Origin of the sequence: Pseudodesulfovibrio aespoeensis Aspo-2, from assembly GCF_000176915.2 — a bacterium.
Taxonomy (GTDB): domain Bacteria; phylum Desulfobacterota; class Desulfovibrionia; order Desulfovibrionales; family Desulfovibrionaceae; genus Pseudodesulfovibrio; species Pseudodesulfovibrio aespoeensis.
The window spans coordinates 2,300,650-2,320,163 of record NC_014844.1; the positions used below are offsets into that span (position 1 = coordinate 2,300,650).

The 19,514-nt window shown below is 63.0% G+C and carries 16 protein-coding genes; 8 read left to right on the top strand and 8 right to left on the bottom strand.

The genetic code is table 11. From position 1 onward, the window contains the following. Nucleotides 1-43 precede the first annotated feature (43 nt). The gene (locus DAES_RS10565) at nt 44-1,240 is read left to right on the top strand and encodes an efflux RND transporter periplasmic adaptor subunit (protein ID WP_049776398.1); all 1,197 of its coding nucleotides are present in this window, start codon (nt 44-46) and stop codon (nt 1,238-1,240) included. Beyond that, the gene (locus tag DAES_RS10570; RefSeq protein ID WP_013515017.1) at nt 1,240-4,305 is read left to right on the top strand and encodes an efflux RND transporter permease subunit; all 3,066 of its coding nucleotides are present in this window, start codon (nt 1,240-1,242) and stop codon (nt 4,303-4,305) included. The genes DAES_RS10565 and DAES_RS10570 overlap by 1 nt, the downstream gene beginning before the upstream one ends. A gap of 99 nt (nt 4,306-4,404) precedes the next feature. Here the strand turns inward: DAES_RS10570 and DAES_RS10575 are convergent, their stop codons facing one another. Continuing rightward, complete coding sequence (locus DAES_RS10575) at nt 4,405-5,376, bottom strand: glycosyltransferase family 9 protein (RefSeq protein ID WP_013515018.1); 972 nt, start codon at nt 5,374-5,376, stop codon at nt 4,405-4,407. 186 nt (nt 5,377-5,562) lie between these two features. On the opposite strand from DAES_RS10575, the gene DAES_RS10580 reads away from it, so the two are divergent. Then, on the top strand, nt 5,563-6,372 hold the full coding sequence (locus DAES_RS10580; protein ID WP_013515019.1) for a ZIP family metal transporter: 810 nt from the start codon (nt 5,563-5,565) through the stop codon (nt 6,370-6,372). A 20-nt stretch (nt 6,373-6,392) separates the two neighbouring features. Here the strand turns inward: DAES_RS10580 and DAES_RS10585 are convergent, their stop codons facing one another. The 7 genes from DAES_RS10585 to rfbC form a co-directional block, all read right to left on the bottom strand. Further along, on the bottom strand, nt 6,393-7,661 hold the full coding sequence (locus DAES_RS10585; RefSeq protein ID WP_013515020.1) for an amidohydrolase family protein: 1,269 nt from the start codon (nt 7,659-7,661) through the stop codon (nt 6,393-6,395). A 227-nt stretch (nt 7,662-7,888) separates the two neighbouring features. Then, nucleotides 7,889-9,127: a menaquinone reductase integral membrane subunit QrcD gene (qrcD, locus tag DAES_RS10590; protein ID WP_013515021.1), complete on the bottom strand. Its 1,239-nt coding sequence runs from the start codon at nt 9,125-9,127 to the stop codon at nt 7,889-7,891. Nucleotides 9,128-9,138: 11 nt separating this feature from the next. Further along, complete coding sequence (gene qrcC / locus DAES_RS10595; protein ID WP_013515022.1) at nt 9,139-9,966, bottom strand: menaquinone reductase iron-sulfur cluster-binding subunit QrcC; 828 nt, start codon at nt 9,964-9,966, stop codon at nt 9,139-9,141. A gap of 11 nt (nt 9,967-9,977) precedes the next feature. Further along, a complete protein-coding gene (gene qrcB, locus DAES_RS10600; RefSeq protein ID WP_013515023.1) occupies nt 9,978-11,927 on the bottom strand; it encodes a menaquinone reductase molybdopterin-binding-like subunit QrcB in 1,950 nt (649 codons plus the stop codon). A gap of 13 nt (nt 11,928-11,940) precedes the next feature. Further along, complete coding sequence (locus DAES_RS10605) at nt 11,941-12,687, bottom strand: cytochrome c3 family protein (protein WP_013515024.1); 747 nt, start codon at nt 12,685-12,687, stop codon at nt 11,941-11,943. Between the two features lie 170 nt (nt 12,688-12,857). After that, nucleotides 12,858-14,285 carry a mannose-1-phosphate guanylyltransferase/mannose-6-phosphate isomerase gene (locus DAES_RS10610; protein WP_013515025.1) on the bottom strand — a complete coding sequence of 476 codons (1,428 nt, stop codon included), beginning with the start codon at nt 14,283-14,285 and terminating at the stop codon, nt 12,858-12,860. 1 nt (nt 14,286) lies between these two features. After that, nucleotides 14,287-14,859 (bottom strand): dTDP-4-dehydrorhamnose 3,5-epimerase, encoded by a 573-nt coding sequence (gene rfbC / locus DAES_RS10615; RefSeq protein ID WP_013515026.1) that lies wholly within the window; start codon nt 14,857-14,859, stop codon nt 14,287-14,289. A gap of 194 nt (nt 14,860-15,053) precedes the next feature. On the opposite strand from rfbC, the gene DAES_RS10620 reads away from it, so the two are divergent. From DAES_RS10620 to DAES_RS10640, 5 genes are all read left to right on the top strand, one after another. After that, complete coding sequence (locus DAES_RS10620; protein WP_013515027.1) at nt 15,054-15,623, top strand: CvpA family protein; 570 nt, start codon at nt 15,054-15,056, stop codon at nt 15,621-15,623. A gap of 48 nt (nt 15,624-15,671) precedes the next feature. After that, the gene (gene mazG, locus DAES_RS10625) at nt 15,672-16,472 is read left to right on the top strand and encodes a nucleoside triphosphate pyrophosphohydrolase (RefSeq protein ID WP_013515028.1); all 801 of its coding nucleotides are present in this window, start codon (nt 15,672-15,674) and stop codon (nt 16,470-16,472) included. Between the two features lie 416 nt (nt 16,473-16,888). Then, a complete protein-coding gene (locus tag DAES_RS10630) occupies nt 16,889-17,323 on the top strand; it encodes a hypothetical protein (protein ID WP_157864847.1) in 435 nt (144 codons plus the stop codon). Next, nucleotides 17,320-18,306, top strand: coding sequence for an XdhC family protein (locus DAES_RS10635; RefSeq protein WP_013515029.1), 987 nt, complete (start codon nt 17,320-17,322; stop codon nt 18,304-18,306). Before DAES_RS10630 ends, DAES_RS10635 begins: the two co-directional genes overlap by 4 nt. Then, nucleotides 18,303-19,427 carry a DVU_1551 family NTP transferase gene (locus DAES_RS10640; RefSeq protein WP_013515030.1) on the top strand — a complete coding sequence of 375 codons (1,125 nt, stop codon included), beginning with the start codon at nt 18,303-18,305 and terminating at the stop codon, nt 19,425-19,427. Before DAES_RS10635 ends, DAES_RS10640 begins: the two co-directional genes overlap by 4 nt. Nucleotides 19,428-19,514: the final 87 nt, after the last annotated feature.

Consider the following 19,514-nt stretch of genomic DNA (forward strand, 5'->3'; position numbering starts at 1 on the left):
GGCCTATGTTTTTCCCATTCATCAGTCGAAACCCGGAGTATATATGCCGCGCAACCACCATCCCCACCGTTTGACACCGACGCAGAAAAAAAATGGGCTGCGGCCCGTAGCGGGATTCCTGCTCCTGGCGTTCCTCTCCCTCGCCCTCCCCGGATGCGGCGACAAGGAGGCCAAGACGACCCGCCCGCCCGCGCCTGTGGAGACTGGACAGGCCGTGGCCAAGGACACTCCGGTGGCCCTCAAGGCGGTGGGCAATGTCAAGGCATCCAATTCCGTGACCGTCAAATCACGCGTGGACGGACACATCCTGCGCATCCATTTCCTTGACGGCGACAACGTCACGGCGGGCCAACTCCTCTACACCATCGACCCGGAAACGTATATTTACACCCAGCAAGGTGCCCAGGCCAACGTGGCCGGAGACCGCGCCACCGCCGAACACGCGCAGAAAGACTACCTGCGCTACAAGGACCTGTTCGATCAGAGCGTCATTTCCAGGGACGAATACGAGTCGAAACTCACCGCCTACGAGACTGCCAGAAAGGCCATGGAAGCGGACGCGGCCCAGGTGGGCATCGCCAGCCGCAACGTGAAATTCACTCAGATCACCTCGCCCATCAACGGCATGGCCGGCAGCACCCTGCTCGACGAGGGCAACCTGGTGGCCGCCGACAAGGACGAACTGGTGGTCATCAACACCCTGGCCCCAGCCGACGTGCAGTTCTCGGTGCCGGGCTATGAACTGCCGCGCATCCGCGCCGAGTTCGTGGACAACCACCTGCCCGTGCTGGCCACCCCTGCCTCGTCCGGAGCCAAACCCTCGGAGGGCGTGCTCACCTTCGTGGACAACTGGGTCAACCCGGATACCGGCATGATCAACCTCAAGGCGCGCTTTCCCAATGATGACACCGCCCTGTGGCCCGGCCAGTTCGTGACCATCGATCTCATCCTCTCGGTGCAGAAGGATGCTGTCCGCATTCCGGCCCAGGCTGTGCAGCGCGGGCCAAACGGCAAATACGTGTTCGTGGTCGAGGATGGCAAGGCGCGGATGCAGCCGGTGACCACCGGCATGCGCCTGGACGACGAGGTCGTCATCGACACGGGGCTGAAAGCCGGAGAAATCGTGGTCGTGGAGGGCGCGCTACGCCTCTATCCCGATGCGCCCGTGGCCATCAAAAAAGGGCCGGGCAGCAAGCCTGAAGCGAACGCCAACGCCACCAAAGGGCAGGAGAACTCCTGATGCAGGTCACCGAACTCTTCATCCGGCGGCCCGTCATGACCGCCCTGACCATGCTGGGGCTGCTCTTCTTCGGCATCGTCTCCTACCTGAACATGCCGGTCAGCTACCTGCCAGCCGTGGAGTTCCCCACCATCCAGGTCACGGCCTCCATGTCCGGCGCCAACCCCACGACCATGGCCGCCAGCGTGGCCTCGCCCCTTGAGCGCGAGTTCTCATCCATCGCCGGGCTGCAATCCATGAGTTCGGTCAACTCCCTGGGTTCGACCACCATCACCCTGCAATTCGACCTCAACCGGGAGATCGACGGCGCGGCCCTGGACGTGCAGTCCGCCATCGCGCGCGCGGCCAGCGACCTGCCCGACCAGATCACCGAGGACCCGAGCTTTCAGAAGGTCAACCCGGCGGACACCCCGATCCTCTACCTTTCCGTGCGCTCGGACACCCTGCCCATGTCCACGGTCAACGACTACTCCAAGACCTTCCTGACCCAGACCATCTCCATGATCCCCGGCGTGGCCCAGGTGCTCATCTACGGCGAGAAGCAATACGCGGTGCGCATCCGGCTCGACCCGCGCGAGCTGGCCGCCCGGAGCCTGGGCATCGACGAGGTCAAGACGGCGGTCGAGCAGGCCAACGTCAACCTGCCCCTGGGCACCCTTGAAGGCACCGAGCAGTCGCTCATGATTCAGGACAACGGCCAGCTCACGTCTGCCGACCAGTACGCCGACATCATCGCGGCCTATCGCGATGGCCAGCCCGTGCGCCTGAGCGACATCGCCCTGGTGGAGGACGGGGTCAAGGACGAGCGGTTCAGCTCATGGCTCAACGACGACCACAGCCTGACCATCGCGGTCAAACGCCAGCCCGGCACCAACACCATCGATATCGTGGATTCCATCAGGCAAAAGCTGCCCTGGATCACCTCCCAGATGCCTGCCGGGATCAAGCTGGACATCGTCCATGACAACAGCAAATTCATCGAGGAGTCGGTCAACGACGTGAAGTTCACCCTGGGCCTGGCCGTGGCCCTGGTCATCCTGGTGGTCTTCATCTTCCTGCGCAACCTGGCCTCCACCTTCATCGCCTCGGTGGCCATCCCCTTTTCCATCGTCGCCACCTTTGCCGTCATGCACGCCATGGACTTCACCCTCGACACCTTCTCGCTCATGGCCCTGACCCTGTGCGTGGGATTCGTGGTGGACGACGCCATTGTCATGATCGAGAACATCATCCGCCATCTCGAAATGGGCAAGACCCCCATGCAGGCCGCCAGGGACGGCTCAAGCGAGATTGGCTTCACCATCATCTCCATGACCCTGTCCCTGGCCATCGTCTTTGTGCCCATCATGTTCATGGCGGGCATCATCGGGCGCGTGCTGCACGAGTTCGCCATGACCATCACCGCGGCCATCCTGGTTTCGGGCGTGGTCTCCCTGTCGCTCACGCCCATGCTCGGCAGCCGGATGCTCAAGAGCAAGAGCCGCATCGCCGAGTCAGACCCGGTCTTTGACCGACTCATGAGCTGGTACCGCTCAAGCCTCTCCCTGTGCCTGCGCCACCGCGCCGCCACCATGGTCGCCTCGGCCCTGCTCTTCGCGGCCACGGCAGCGGCCTTCATGGTCATCCCCAAGGGGTTCCTGCCCAGTGACGACCAGGGGCTGATCATGGGCTTCACCCAGGCGCGCCAGGGCATCTCCTACGATTCGCTGGAACGCCAGCAAAAGGAGACCATCCCCATCATCGCCGCCAATGCGGGCATCAGGGACCAGATCCAGATCATCGGCAACCCGCTCTCCAACCAGGGCATGATCGTGGCCCTGCTCAAGCCCGCCAGCAAACGCAAGAGCCTCGACGAGATCCTTGCCGAGCTGTGGGGACCGATCAACACCCTGCCCGGCCTCGAAGTCTATCTGGTCAACCCGCCCATGATCCCCATCGGCGGCAAGCAGGCCAAGGGCGACTATCTCTTCACCCTGCTCTCGCCCGATTCGGACACCCTCTACAAGAGCGCCCAGTCCTTTGATGTGGATATGCGCAAGCACCCGCTGCTGACCGGGGTCAACAGCGACCTGCAGATCAGCACCCCGCAGGTGGAGATCGACATCAACCGCGACATGGCCAGCAGCCTCGGCGTCTCGGCCAACGACATCGAGAACGCCCTGTTCACGGCTTACGGCGAGCGCCAGATATCGACCATCTACACCGTCACCGACGAGTACAAGGTCATCATGCAGCTCAAGCCGGAGTTCCAGAAGAACGCCGACGCCCTCTCCATGCTCTACATCCGCTCCAGCGCGGGCAATCTGGTGCGCCTCGACGCCCTGGCCCAGATCCGGGAATCCACCGGGCCGGTCACGGTCAACCACACCGGCCAACTCGAATCCGTGACCTTCTCCTTCAGCGGCAAGCCCGGCACCTCCATGGGCCAGATCACCGAGGCCGTGCAGGCGCTCGCCCTGGAGAAGCTCCCCCAGACCGTCAGTACCCTGTTCGAGGGCACGGCGGGCGCCTTTGCCGAGTCCATGAACTCCCTCTACTTCCTGCTCTTCATCGCCATCGTGGCCATCTATATCCTGCTGGGCTGCCTCTACGAATCCTTCATCCACCCCCTTACCATCCTCTCAGGCCTGCCCTCGGCAGCGTTCGGCGGCCTGATCACGCTCATGCTCTTCGGCTACGATCTCGACCTCTACGGCATGGTCGGCATCATCATGCTCATCGGCATCGTCAAGAAGAACTCCATCATGGTGGTGGACTTCGCCATCCAGGCGGAAAAGACCGGACTGACGCCAGAGGAAGCCGCCTTCCAAGGCGCGACCACCAGGTTCCGGCCCATCCTCATGACCACCCTGGCCGCCATCATGGGCGCGCTGCCCATTGCGCTGGGCTTTGGCGCGGGTGCGGAGATCCGCCGCCCCCTCGGCCTCGCCGTGGTCGGCGGGCTGGCCTTCTCGCAGATCGTCACCCTCTACCTCACGCCCATATTCTACACGTATATGGACGAGTTCCAGCACTGGCTCGACGCCCGCACAGCCCAGCCCGAAGCAACGGAAGGAGAGGCGTAGCCACACGACAAAAAGCCCCGGCTCCTTTGGAGCCAGGGCCGGATCAACAACCACCGAGCCTCCGGCGGTCAGGGAACAGCCCTGCCGCCGGAGGCTTGCTTATGTGTCGAGCATCGAGTTCACGGCCTCGGCCACCTGATCAACCGTGACATTGCCCACCTGCACGCCGGGCTGGCCCGACTGGACGATGCGGTGGATGGACGAAAGCGGACGCCAGCATTCAAAGGTGTAATCGGCCAGGATGGCGACCATGGGCGCGTCCACGGCAGCGGCCAGATGCATGGGACCGCTCGAACTGGTGACGAACAGGTCGCAGGTCTTGAGAAACGCCCCCAGCTCGGCCAGACTGCCGCCGGGATAGAGTCGGCACTCGTCGCTCCAGGCAAACCCGGCCAGCAGCCCCTCGTCGCCCGGTCCGGCCACGATCCAGGTTTCCGTGTCGCGGCGCGCGCTGATGCGGCGGACCAGTTCCTCGAATCTCTCTTCGGGCCAGCGGGTGTCGATCTTCTTGGCGTTGCCGATGAACACGGCCACGCGCTTTTTCCCCTTGATCCGGGGATAGCGCGCCCGTGCCCGGTCCAGGAGCGCGTCGCCCAACGGAAAGACCATGGACCGGTCATCGCTCGATGCGCCCAGGGCCGCAGCCAGCCGGAGCTGGAGGTCGATGGTATGGTCGCCCGGCTCCTGTCTGACGGTCAAGTCATAATACTTCTCGGTCTTGCGCGCCCAGGTTCCGGCCACCAGGGGGGCGTTCAGGAACCGCGCCAGCCGCGAGGTGGTGGTTGAGACCGCGTTGAGGGCCACCACCAGATCATAGCGGCGCAATTTCAACCGCATGAAATGATACGGCCACAGCCAGTATTGCCGGAGCGGGAAGGTAAAAAGCGTGTCGATATGCGGGTTGTCGGCCACCACGACCCGGTTGCCCGGACTGGCCACCAGGTCGATCCTGGCGTCGGGATAGGCGGCGCGAAAGGCGCGCAGGGCAGGCGTGGTGCAGAGCATGTCGCCGATGCGGTCCATGCGCAGGAGCAGGATTTTCTTCGGCTTGAGGTCTTTTATGTTTATCACTTTAGAATTATTGTAAAATTGTTTTTGATGCGCATTGCATCGTAGGTGCGAGAGCGGGTTTGTGTCAAGACCGTTGGCGACACCGGATGACACGCCGTGTGGCCCGCAGGGGCGGATTGCCCTTTTCAAGGAACCGGGTCATGGCATATGCTGGTCAGGCACCACCGCGCACAAGGAGCCCGCCGCATGGAGTATTTCGCCACCCTGTCCCCCATTGTTCAGGCCCTGCTGGCCACATTCTTCACCTGGGGGATGACCGCCCTTGGCGCGGCCATGGTCTTTGCGGCCAAGGACATCAGCAAGCGCGTGCTCGACATCATGCTCGGCTTTGCCGCGGGCGTGATGATCGCGGCCAGCTACTGGTCGCTGCTCGCCCCGGCCATCGAGATGAGCGAACACATGGGCGCGTTCAAGTTCGTCCCGGCAGCCGTGGGGTTCGTGCTCGGCGCGGCCTTTCTGCGGCTGGTGGATCGCTTCCTGCCCCACCTGCACATCCACGCGCCCCGGTCCGAGGCCGAAGGCGTCAAGACCGACTGGAACAGCTCTATCCTGCTGGTCCTGGCCATCACCCTGCACAACATCCCGGAAGGGCTGGCCGTGGGTGTGGCCTTTGGCGCGGTGGCCGCCGGATACGACTCGGCCACCCTGGGCGGGGCCCTGGCCCTGGCCATCGGCATCGGCATCCAGAACTTCCCGGAGGGCACTGCCGTGTCCGTGCCGTTGCGCAGGCAGGGGTTGTCGCGCGCCAGGAGCTTCTTCTACGGACAGGCGTCGGGCGCGGTGGAGCCCATCGCGGCGGTCATCGGCGCGGCCACGGTCTTTCTGGCCAAGCCCATCCTGCCCTATGCCCTGGCCTTTGCCGCCGGGGCCATGATCTTCGTGGTGGTCGAGGAGGTCATCCCGGAATCCCAGGCCTCGGGATACGGCGATCAGGCCACCATGGGGTGCATCTTCGGCTTCACGGTCATGATGATCCTTGATGTCGCCCTCTCCTGAACCATGGTCCGGGGCAACCCCTATCTGAAATCCACCCTTTGGGGACCGGTCCCCAGGTCCACGCTGGCCGCCACCTCCGGGGTGGCAGCTATCACGCGGCCCCTCCGGATGACGAAAAGCCGGGCCGGACGCAGGCGCAAGGCCTCCATCTTCGTCGTAGCCTGGAGCACGACCATGTCCGCGTTGCAGCCGGTGGTCAGGCCGTAGCCAGTCAGCCCCAAGGTCTTTGCCCCGTTCGCGGTCACTGCGTCAAAAAGCGATTCCTGCTGGGTCACGCCGGTCATATGCAGGGCGTGAGCGCCCATATGGGCCACCTCCAGCATGTCGTGGGTGCCCATGGGGTACCACGGGTCCATGACATCGTCGTGGCCGAGGGCCACATTGACGCCGCAGGCCATCAGTTCGGGCACGCGCATCAGACCGCGCCGCTTGGGATAGGTGTCGTGACGGCCCTGAAGATTCATGTTCACCAGCGGGTTGCAGATACAGTTGATCCGCGCCTCGGCCATGAGCGGCAGGAGCTTGGACACGTAGTAGTTATCCATGGAATGCATGCTCGTCAGGTGCGACCCGGCCACCCGGCCATGCAGGCCGAGCCGCTGGGTCTCGAAAGTCAGGGTCTCTATATGCCGCGACAGGGGGTCGTCGGACTCGTCGCAGTGCATGTCCACCATCAGGCCTCGCCCGGCGGCCAGCTCGCACAGGATTCTGACCGACTCGCGCCCCTGCTCCATGGTCCGCTCGAAATGGGGGATGCCGCCGACCACGTCCACGCCCCGGTCCAGGGCCGCATGCATCAGGCGCACCCCGTCGGGCGAGCGGAGCAGGCCATCCTGGGGAAAGGCGACCAGCTGGATGTCCACCACGTCCTTCATCTCGTCGCGCACCTCAAGGAGCACATCCACGGCCATGAGGCTCGGGTCCGTGGTGTCCACGTGGGTGCGGATGGCCAGGTTACCGCGGGCCACGGACCAGGAGAGCAGCTTCATGGCCCGGGCCTTGAGGCCCTCGGCGGTCAGGTCCGGCTTCAGTTCGCCCCAGATGCGGATGCCTTCGAGCAGGGTGCCGTCCTGATTGAGGCGGGGCATGCCCATGGACAGGGTGGCGTCCATGTGGAAGTGGCTGTCCACAAAGGGCGGGGTGACAAGGTTTCCCCCGGCGTCCACCTCCTGCCCGGCCTCGCCCCGGATGGCCGGGCCGATCTCGACGATCTTCCCGTTCCGGCAGGCGATGTCCTGCGGTTCCCGCTCACCGTGGATGGCCGCGTTCCTCACTATCAGGTCAAGCATGCGCGTTTCTCTCCTGTTTCAGTACCAGTGCGTAATCCCATCCCGGTCTTTCTACCCTACTGCGCGCCGAGAATAAAGAACTTGGCGGTAGCCACGGCGGATAGGCCATAAAGGCGCTGGCACAGCGAAACCCGGTGCGTGATCCGCCAAGAGTGTCTGAGCCCGCGTCGGCCAGCAAAAAGGCCCGCTCTTGCGAGCGGGCCTTGGGAGTGACGGGAAAACCGCGCCTACTTGGACTGATAGTTCAGCTTGGTCTCCAACGGGAAGACCGGCAGGTAGCGGTAGCTGAGGCTCAGGACCAGGAAGCCGTAGGCCACGATCATGATGGACGAGGCGTACTCGACCCAGTTGGGGTAGTAAAACTGCCAACTGTCAAAGGGCATGACCGGGAAGGCGATGGTCTGAACCGTGAACACGTAGCGGTTGATGCACACGCCTACGCAGGCCAGAATGGCAGCGGTGTGCAGCCAGACGGACCGGTTGCGTATGGCGGGAGTCACCAGCATGATGGCCGGGACCACGCCGCAGACGACCAGCTCGGCCCAGAGCAGCCATTTGCCGTAGATGAAGCCGTAGAACATCTGGTCAAAGGTCAGACCCACGGAGGGCAGGTAGCCGGTGGCCCAGGCCCAGGTGTCGAGGATTTTGAAGAACATGTAAACGCAGAGCATGGAGCCCGCGATTTTGCCCATCAAAGCCTTGGTCTTGTAGTCGACCAGCTTCTTGCCCGTGAGCTTTTCCATGAAGGTGGAGACCAGGACGGTGAAGACCGGGCCGGTTCCGACAGCGGAAAGCACGAACAGGAAGAAGGTCCACGGCCAGATGAAGAAGCCCTCGCGGAAGGCATAGGGACGGCCGATCAGCACGCCGTACATGCCACCGAGAGAACCCTGGTGGAAGGTGGACAGGAACGCGCCAAGGCCTGCGAACAGGGCCATGTTGACGTGCATGTTGTGCGTCAGGGCGTGGATGAAGGGAATCTTGTTCAGCTGCTTCTGCTCCAGGACCAGCGGGACGAACTCGATGATCAGGACGGTGCAGTAGCAGGTGATGCAGAAGATAACTTCCGTCAGCATGGAGTGGACGTTGGGATGCCAGTAGCCGAACCACGCGCGGCCCGGCTGGCCAATATCGAGCGTCAGCACCAGCATGGCGCCTGAGTAGCAGATGAAACCGACGATGACCGTCAGGTTGATGATCTTCTCAAGCTGCTTGATCTTGAGGATGTACTTGAGCAGACCGGTGAAGAACGCGCCAGCGCCCAGGGCGATGACAGCGAGGTCAAAGGTGATCCAGGCACCGAACCCGAAGTAGTTGTCCAGCCCGGTGGTGCCGATGCCGTTGTAGAGAACAAGTACGGCGGCGTACAGGCCCCAGACGAAGAAGCCGAGGATCACCGCCAGCCAGATGATAAACTGGCCAAACGAGCACCGCTGCGTCCCTTCCGGGAAGAGTTTGCTATCCATTGTTCAGCCTCCTAGCCGTGGTTGGACGGTGTGCCGTGGCCGCCGTCGCCATTGTAGTTGTCGCCCTGCAGGCGGACCCATTCGCGCTCGGAAGTGTAGTAGACCTGGGGGTCCAGGCCCAGCTTCTCAAGCAGGCGGAAGGCGTTCTTGCCCTTGGCCAGTTCGTGCACCCTGTGCTCGGGATTGTTCAGATCGCCGAAGGTGATCGCCTTGGTCGGGCATATCTCAGCACAGGCCGTGATGTACGCGCCATCGGGCAGATCCATGGGATCATTGCCCTCGGCACGCGCCTTGTCCTTGGCGCCCAGATACCGGCTGTGGCAGAAGCTGCACTTCTCGACAACACCGCGCGGACGGACCGAGGCATTGGGGCTCAGCCCCTTGTCCATGCCTTCGGGCCAGAGGGGATCCCACCAGTTGAAGTACCGGGCGTGGTAGGGACATGCCGCCATGCAGTACCGACACCCGATGCACCGGGGATAGATCTGCGAGACGATGCCGCCTTCCTCGTTCTTGTCCGTGGCGACGACCGGGCACACGGGCACGCAGGCAGGATGACCGCACTGCATGCAGGGCCTGGGCAGATACGCCACCTCGTGCTCCGGAAAGGCCTTCCGGTTGGACATCTCGTACACGTTCATCCAGGTCAGGGTCCTGAGCTTGTTGGCCGCGTCGTCGCGATCCGTGGTCAGGGCCTGCACGTAGTTATAGGGGTCCTTCTTGGTCATGGGAGCGATATTGTTTTCCACCTGGCAGCCGACCATGCAGGCCCCGCACCCGGTGCACTTGTCAATATCAATGACCATGCCCCATTTGATTTTGAACTCTTTAATTTCCATGTCGGTTCCCCCTAGATTTTGGCGATGTTCACAGTGGAACCGGCCCATGTGGAGGTGCCAGTGGCAGCCTCCGAGCTCACCGTGAGGATCTTGTAGACATTATCGCCCTTGCCTTTCGAGAACTCATCGCCAACGGTGTGGCCCAGGCCCAGGGGGGCGGCCACGACGCCAGGCAGAACGCCCTCGTATATCTGAACCAGGGCCGAGCATTCGCCGCTACCGCCGGAGAGCTTGACCTTGGAGCCTACGTCCACGCCAAGTTTCTTGGCGGTGACAGAGGCCATCATGACGACCAGGAAGTCGCCAACGAGCTGGTTGTTGCTGATGGTGCAGGGCGCATTGGGCGTGGTGGCCTGGTTGGCGGTGCCCACATTGAGCAGCGTGTAGGGGGCCAGGGCCACTGCGCCGCTACCCTTGACGGGAACGGCGGCCTTGCCCAGCACGCTGGAGGCCAGGGTGACTCCGGACAGGTCCGGGGTCTCGGCCAGAACATGGACGGCTCCGCCGACCAGCGCACGCTTGTCGGCACCGATGGCTGCGACCTTGGCATCGAGCACATCCTCGAAGGTCTCGAATCCGAGAGCGGCCAGTCCGAGGACGAAGTCGCCCGCATTCATGACGCTGACGGTCGGCTTGGAAACCGGCGCGCCAAGGGCGTATGTGGCTGCGGCCAATCCATAGGGGCTGGCAAGATCATCGAAGCGCTCAAAGGAATGCGGCGTGGGGAGCACGAGGTCCGCGGCAGCGGTGGTCTCGGTTTCCACGCAGTCAAAGGCCACGGTGAACCCGGCCTTGACCTGCTCAGGCAGGGCGTAGGCGGGGTTGGCTTCGTAAACCAGCAGCAGATCGGCGCTCACGCCCTGGAGGATGTCCTTTTTCAGCATCTCGCTGCGGGACATGGCTCCGTCAATGGCCTTGGCGAACTCCGGCAGCACCTTCATGGCACCGCCAAGGAGCAGGTTCAGGGCAAAGGCGGCAGCGTCGGCAGCCACGGAACCGGACGGGACGACCACCGGGTTGCTCGCCGAGAGCAGCGTCCTGGCGATATCGGCCATGGTGTCGGCGGAAACGCCGGTGGCAGCCTCGACCTTGGCCGGGGTGTACCCGCTCATGACCATGGCCTTGAACTGCTCGAAGTCGGCGGCAGGCACGGACCTGCCAGCCTGCATCACATAGTAGCAAAGGCCCAGCGTGAAGGCGGCCATGCCCTCGGTCGGAACCGGCACCCACTTGCTGGTGACGGCTGCGGTGCGGGTCTGCACCGGTCCGGCAAAGAGGAACTTGCCGGACTCGTTGGCGGCAAAGGCCTTCATGTTGGCAACGGTGGGCCCCCAGGATTCCAGGGCGTCAGCACCGGCCAAAAGGACCACATCGGCGTTTTCAAGATCATACCCGACCTGGCCGGAACCGCCCATCAGGCCGCTCCATGCCTTGTCGGCTGCCTGCATCTCGCAGGGCATGACATAGAAGGCGTCGCTGCCCTGGCTGGTCAGCAGCGCCGAGAAGACCTCGTTGATCGTGCCGGTCTGATCGCCGCTGATAACGGCGACCTTGTTGCCTGCGGCGGCCAGCTTCTCGGTGACGAGCTGTTTGGCTTCGTCCCAGGATATCTCGGCACCTTTGAGCATGGGGGCCTTGATCCGGGTGGGGCTGTTCATGACCTGGACGCCGTTGGCGCACAGGGGGCAGATGCCACCGCCGGATATCGGGTTGTCCACATTGCCTTCGGTGCCGAACGCCTCGCCAGCAACGGTACGAACCTTCACGGCACAGCCGGATTCACACATTTTGGACACAGTCGGCACGCCCTTGACTTCCCCGTATTTCAACGTGGGAATCCAGGGCCAGTTCTGCGTCCAGATGGACACATCGTCCAGAGCGGTCCAGACCGTCGGTGTAAAAAGGATACCGACGGTGGCGCCCACACTCATCTGAATAAAAGCTCTGCGTGCTACGCTCATCTTCAGTTCCCCTTTACTTATGACAGGTGTAGCAGGCGTTGGGCTGGCCCTTGAGGGCGTGGCACCGTTCGCACTTCCACATCTTCATGGTCATCTTGCTGTAGCCGGAGAGGACGTTCCGCTCAAAGGGCGGCGGAGTGTCGCTCTTGTCAATGTCCTTGAGGTGGCACAGGTTGCAGTTCTGCTCTGCGGGCTCATCGAACACGGACTTGTCGACCACGCTGGACAGCTCGTTCTTCAGCTCGGCCATTTCCGCGATGTCGAGAGCGGCATGGGCCTGGTGGGAGAAGTAGACGTTGTCCGGCTGATACTGGTAGTTCAGCCACGGCACTTCCTTGCCCTGGATGAGGTACTTGACGACATACTCACGCTCGGCCTGCTTGTTCTCGTCGGACGAGGACAAGAGACTTCCCTCAATGGCATCAAGTTCGGCTTTCATGATGGCGTCATAGTCGGCGGGGTCGATACCGGCTTCGGCGATGGCTTCCATCACTTCCTCGGCTTCGACCGCGTGACAGTCCGCGCATCCCTCGTTGGAGGGAAATCCGGCGTAGGAGCCGTCCTCCCTGAAATTGTGGCAGCTGTCACACTCCATTCCCTGGTCCTCCACGTGAATGGCGTGGCTGAACCGGATCGGCTGTTCAATCTCTTCGAAGAACAGTCCGGGAATCACAGCCCACCCCAGTACACATGTGGCCAGAAAGCCGATGATGAAAGGGAGAACCCCTCCACACCGTTTCGATGATTTTCTTTCCTCCATAACCTCGCCCCATCACTCTAATGTTTAAGTGAAAACCACACCTATTGAACAACGATCTCATACGGCACGGATTGATTTTATGTCAAGAGAATATGAAAATTTTCACGATCTCCCAAACCAGAAAATAGCAATTTATAACAGCATGTTCACTGAAGAAACCCAGGCCATGTTTATTTATTTACACGCCCGTAGACGTCCTCGAAACGCACGATATCGTCTTCTTCGAGATACGGTCCGCTCTGAATCTCGATGATGTTGAGCGGCACCTTGCCCGGATTGGCGAGACGGTGCTGCGACGCCTTGGAGATGTCCACCGACTGGTTCTCGACCATGACCCGGGCATGCCCGTCCACCTCGACCTCGGCGGTGCCATCCACCACGACCCAGTGCTCGCTGCGGTGGTGGTGCATCTGCGAACTCAGCCGCGCTCCCGGATTCACCTGAATGCGCTTGATCTTGTAGTGGGGGCCTTCCTCCAGCACGCAATAGCTCCCCCAGGGGCGGACCACCGTGGGATGGCTCTCCACCAGCTGGCTGCCCTGCGCCTTGAGCGCGTCCACCACGCTGCGCACCGACTGCACCCGCTTCATGGGGCAGCTCAGGGTGGCGTCGCGGGTCTGGACCATGATCATGTCCTCAAGCCCCACCGCCGCGAGCTTGCCGCCCTGGCTGATGAGCAGCGAATTGCGGCAGTCCATGGCCAGGACATCGCCCTGGATGACGTTGCCGTTTTCGTCCTTGACGCCAAGCCGGTACATGGCCTCCCAACTGCCGAGATCGTCCCAGGCAAAGCCCGCGCGCACCACGGCGATGTTGTCTATCTTCTCGACAACGCCATAGTCCACGGAAATACCTGGAATATCCCGATACCCCTGCACCAGGGGTCTCTCTTCCCGGGCCATCCACCAGTCCCACAGTTCGGGCTGGCATTTGGCCACCTGCTTCAGAAAATCCTTGGCCCGGAAAAGGAACATGCCGCTGTTCCAGTAATGGCTCCCGTGGCGCAGAAACCCCTCCGCCGTGGCCAGATCGGGCTTTTCCACGAACCCGTCCACCTCAAAGACCCCTGTGTCCAGCGGCTTGCCGAGGGTGATGTACCCATATCCGGTTTCCGGCTTGGAGGGCTCCACCCCAAAGGTCACGAACCGCTGACGCGCGGCCAGATGCGACGCCTTGACCAGGTCCTCGATCCACGCCTCGCCGTTGCCGATCAGATGGTCCGAGGGAAACACGGCGGCCAGCACCTTGTCATTGCCGCCGATGAAGCGGTCCAGGCCGAGCATGATGGCCGGGAGCGTGTTGCGGCTCAGCGGCTCGGCAAGCACCTGCCCATCCAGGCCCGAATGCATGGCCGATATCTGCTTGCGCACCTCGAAGAGATGCTCCTCGTTGGTGACGACCCAGATGCGCGAGGGATCGAAGGCGGCGAGCACCCGCTTCACGGTCTGCTGGAGGAGCGTCAGCTCCCCGCCCAGCACGAGGAGCTGCTTGGGCAGCAGGTTGCGGCTCAGCGGCCACAACCGCGTGCCGGAGCCGCCAGCCAGGATGATCGCGTGGCACTCCTCGGCGAACTTGGCCCTGGGCTTGAATTCGGGCATGTCAGTTTTCCTCGTGGGTAAAGGGGGAATCGAATTCGGCAAGGAAACCCAGCCTGCGGTCCTTCTCGGACAGGACCGGCATCCGGCCATCCAGGGCCGGACTCCAGTCAAAGCCGATATCCGGGTCGTTCCAGGCCAGACCGCACTCGTGATCAGGCCTGTAGGGGGCGTCCACCTTGTAGAGAAATTCTGTGTCGGGCATGATGGTGACATAGGCGTGCCCGAACCCGCGCGGGATGAACATGCGCTTGAAGTTGGCGGCGCTGAGAATGACGTGCTGGCATTTTCCAAAGGTCGGCGACCCCTTCCTCAAGTCCACCACCACGTCGAGCACCGCGCCCCGCGTCACCCAGACCAGCTTGGCCTGGGCATGGGGCGGGAGTTGAAAATGAAAGCCGCGCAGCACGCACACATCCCGCGAATAGGCATGGTTGTCCTGCACGAATTCGCAGTCGATGCCGACCCGGCTGAACGTCTCCCGGCTGTAGCTTTCCAGAAAGAATCCCCGCTCGTCCTGGAAGACACGCGGTTCCAGGACGAGAAGGCCGGGAGATTCGGTCGAATAGACCTGCATCCGATCCTCCTTTTCACAATTTCGGGCAGTTGGTCGTATCAATTAGCCGAGTTCGAATGCAGACACAAGCCCACACCAGGGAAACCGGGTGCCAATTCCAAAAAATGTTGGTTTGCCCGGTTCCCATTTCCCCCTCAGTTTGCTAGGTGCTTCGTCAGAGGGTTCATCTTCATAAACCAGCAGGATGCGTTCGCATGAATTTTCTGGACATTCTCCTCATCGGCATCGTCGCCATCTTCTTTATCCGGGGCCTCTTCAGAGGACTTGTGAAAGAGGTTCTCTCGCTCACGGCGGTCATCCTGGGCGTGTTCCTCGCCTCCCGGTACCAGCACCTGCTCGTTCCCCATCTGGAGATGTACATCAAGAGCGAGATGACCGTGGACGCCCTGGCCTATGTCAGCGTGTTCCTCGGCACCATCATCATTTTCTGGCTGCTGGCCAGATTCGTCAGGGCGGCCCTCGACATCTCCCTGCTCGGCTGGGTGGACAGGGCCGCGGGCGGCGTCTTCGGCCTGATCGAGGGCATCCTCATCGGCCTGATCCTGCTGACCTTTGTCCAGGCGTTCGCCCCGGAGTCGCGGTGGTTCAAGGAGTCCTACATCGCCCCGCGCTCCCAGCACATGGTCGGCATCGTGGTCGAGCTGACTCCCGAATCCATGCGCGAAGCGCTCCAGTCCAAAGGATTCGAGCTGCCCTCGCCGCAGGAGGCCCTGGATTCGGCCAGGGAAGCTGTCGACATTGAGGACGAGCCCGCTCCCGAATAACCCCGGCCACGGGCCGTCCGCACGGTCAGAACACAAGGAACATACGCCATGAGCGGAAGAAACACTGACGCGCACGCCGCGGCCATGCAGGAACTGCTTGATGTCATCGACGCGCTGCTGGGGCCGGGCGGCTGCCCGTGGGACCAGGAGCAGACACCCGAAAGCATGTGCGACTATCTCGTTGAAGAAGCCTTCGAGCTGATCGACGGCATCCGCCGGGGCGACAGGAACGAGGCCAAGGAGGAACTTGGTGACGTCTTCTTCATCCTCCTCTTCATCGCCACCCTCTATGAACGCGCGGGCGGCTTCACCCTGACCGACTCCCTCAGGCACAGCGCGGCCAAGATGATCCGCCGCCACCCCCATGTCTTTGACGACACGACCTTCGGCTCCATCCAGGAGCTGTGGGACAACTGGGAGCGTACCAAGCGCAAGGAAAACGAGGGCTCCGACCGCAAACGCGTCTTCGACTCCCTGCCAGCCGGGCTGCCGCCCCTGCTCAAGGCGTACCGGATCAACTCCAAGGCCGCGCGCAACAACTTCACCTGGAAGGCGGACCAGGATGTTCAAATCCAACTGGAAAGTGAATGGCGCGAATGGCAGGAGGCCATGGCCGAGGATGATCAGGAAGCAGCCGAACGTGAATTCGGCGACTACCTCTTCACCCTGGTGGAGCTTGGCAGGCGCAAGGGGATCAAGGCCAACGCGGCCCTGGATTTCGCCAATCAGAAATTCCTGCGCCGGTTCGCGGCCATGGAGGAACTGGCCGAAATGCGCGGCCTGACCTTCTCAGACCTTGACCTGGACGCCATGAACACCCTCTGGGACGAGGTCAAGACCCAAGACTGACACTGGCCCTCTTCAGCGTCACGGCAGGGTCAGCGAAGCAGCAGTCCAAGAATGGTGTACACGGCGAAACCCGCGCCGAGCGCAATATACATGAACATTCACGGCGCGCACCGGTCCCTGAATTTCCATGCCGCCAGCCCGGCCAGCCCCAGCCCGACAATGGCCGATATCACTATGTAGCCGATCTCTCCCATACTCCCCTCATACACCAGCCGCGCCCCCCTGTCACGTCCGGACGGGAGAAGGAGGGGAATGCCTCGAGCGGCCAGCTTGAACTCCTTTGACTACTTGGAATGTCTTCCAATGCGCTACTCCTCATGGGCGGACAATAACCTCTCACTTCATGTCCGTCATCTCTGGACACTTCACCCTCCACCGGCCTGCTCCTGCCGGACGGCGAGTTCTGAAAGATGGTCGTGACCACGCCACTGAGGCGCGGCATGCCCCTCATCCGCTCCCGGACCGGCGACATGGGCCGCATACTTGCGGGACAGTGCGCCTGCTCACCCCCTTTGCGCCGCCGCGATCCGCTGGTATGGAGAACCTCGGACGGCGTGAGCATCGGCGACCGCACCCTGACGCTACGGGCGATCAGCGAGTGTCTGTATGCCCTGCCGGGTCTGGACGATTTCGCGGCATGGTTCGGGCAAGGCGTGTTGCGCATCGGGGCCTGCGGCGGCAGCGGCCTGTCGGCAGCTGTGGCTTCAGCCCTGGCCGATCTCCCGGCGGTGGTGCAGGGGCTCGTTTCAGGCGCGCTCGAACTGGAGATCGAAACACGAAGCAACGGCGCGCCAGCCATCGCGGGTCTGGGCAAACGTTGTCTGAAAATTCTCGGAGGAAAAGACGAATGAAAGCCCTAGTACGCTCCCTGTGCGAACTCCTGACCTGCGGCGAAACCGTGGTGGTGGCGACCGTTGTGGAGAGCGCCGGGTCAACGCCGCGCTCCTCGGGCGCCAAGATGATCGTGCGGGCCAACGGCTCCATCATCGGCACCGTGGGCGGCGGCTTGGTCGAGGCAATGACCTGCCGCGACGGCCTCGCCCTGCTCCAGGCGGGCGACGGCGCGGCCCGGCTCATCTTCGTGAACCTGACCAGCTCCCTGGCCGCCGAATCGGACATGATCTGCGGCGGCGGCCTCTCGGTGCTGCTGGAGACCGTGGAGCCCGGCGGCTCGTGCGCCATTGCCTACGCGCGGCTGGACGACTGCATGCGGCGCGGCGTCCGCACGGCCCTGGAAACCCGGCTGGAGGAGGCCGACACCCTGCGGACCATGCACCATGCGGTCCTCGACGCCCCTGCGAAAAACAGCATCGCCTTTGAGCGGCAGGCCGGGATCATGCGCCTGGTGGAACCCTTCATCCCCCCGTCGTCCCTCTACATCTTCGGGGCCGGGCATGTGTCCCTGTTCACGGCGCGGGTCGGGGCCATGACCGGGTTCCGCACCGTGGTCCTCGACGACCGGGCCGATTTCGCCAACCGGGAACGCTTCCCCGAGGCGGACGAGGTGATCGTTCTGCCAACCTTTGCGGGCTGTTGCGACGGCCTGAATGTTTCCGGCAACGACTTCGTGGTCATCGTCACCCGGGGACACCTGCATGACCGCACCGTGCTGGCCGAAACGCTTCGCACCCCTGCCGGATATGTGGGCATGATCGGCAGCCGCAGCAAGCGCGACAAGATTTACGCCTCCCTGCTGGAGGACGGGTTCACCCGGCAGGACATGGACCGCTGCCATTGCCCCATCGGGTTGCCCATCGGCGCACACACGCCCGAGGAGATAGCGGTCAGCATCGGCGCGGAGCTTATCAGCGCGCGTGCCGGGATGGGCAAATGAGCGGGCTGGCCGCAATCATCCCGGCAGCCGGGCTCTCCTCGCGCATGGGCCGGTGCAAGCCGCTGCTCCCTCTCGGCGGGGGCACGGTCCTGTCGCGCTGCATTGCCCTTTTTCAGGAGAATCGCATCGACCCGATCCTCGTGGTCACCGGCAAAAACAGGGATGCAGTGTCGTCCGAGGCGGTCAGGGCCGGGGTGATACCGATTCACAATAATCACTTCGAGCAGGGCATGTTCTCCTCGGTGCTGACAGGCATCGGCGCACTGCCCCCAGATGTGTCCGCGTTTTTTCTCTTGCCCGTGGACATGCCCCTGGTCAGGCCGGAGACGATCAGCCGACTGGTCGACGAGTACCGCCGCACCGCCCCGGCCCTACTCTATCCCCGTTTTCTTGGCGAGCGCGGCCATCCGCCGGTCATCGGTCGGGAGCTGCTGCCCGATATCCTGCATCACGACGGCTTTGGCGGCCTGCGCACCGTGCTGCAACGCCACGAGGCCGACGCCCTAGACCTGGACGTGGCCGATTCGGGTACGCTCCTCGACCTGGATCATCCCGAGGACTACGAGCACGCCCTGGCCCGCTTCGACACCGCCTACCCCAACGAGCGCGAGTGCCGCCAGCTCTGGGCCATGCGCGATCTGCCGGAACACATCGCCGACCACTGCCGGGCCGTGGCCAGGGTGGCCGCAGCCCTGTGCGCCCGTCTCAACACCCGAAGCGGCGTGGCTGCGCTCAATCCGGCCCTGGTCCGGGGGGCCGCCCTCACCCACGACATTGGCAAAGGCACGAAGCGACACGAAACCGTGGGCGCGAATCTGTTGCGAACACACGGGTTCCACGCCGCCGCCGACATCGTGGCCGAACACTTTGACCTGACGCTCCCCCTGGACCAGCCCATCACGGAAAAGGAAGTGGTCTTCCTGGCCGACAAGCTCGTGCGCTGCCAATCCCCGGTCGCCCTGGACGCGCGTTACCTCGAAAAACTGGCCGCCCATCGCCACGAGCCTGGAGCCGGGCAGGCCATCCTTGGTCGCCTGGAGAGGGCCAGAAGCCTCCTGTCCCGCTTTGATCGCGAGATGGGTATTCCGGCAGAACTCCTTGCCAGGGAAGCCCTGGCCTGAATCGCGCACATCAGACTCGCTCCCGGAAAGACTCGCAGACCCCGTGCACTGAGGCCGACCCCGCCATCCCTCTCGCCATCGCCTGCA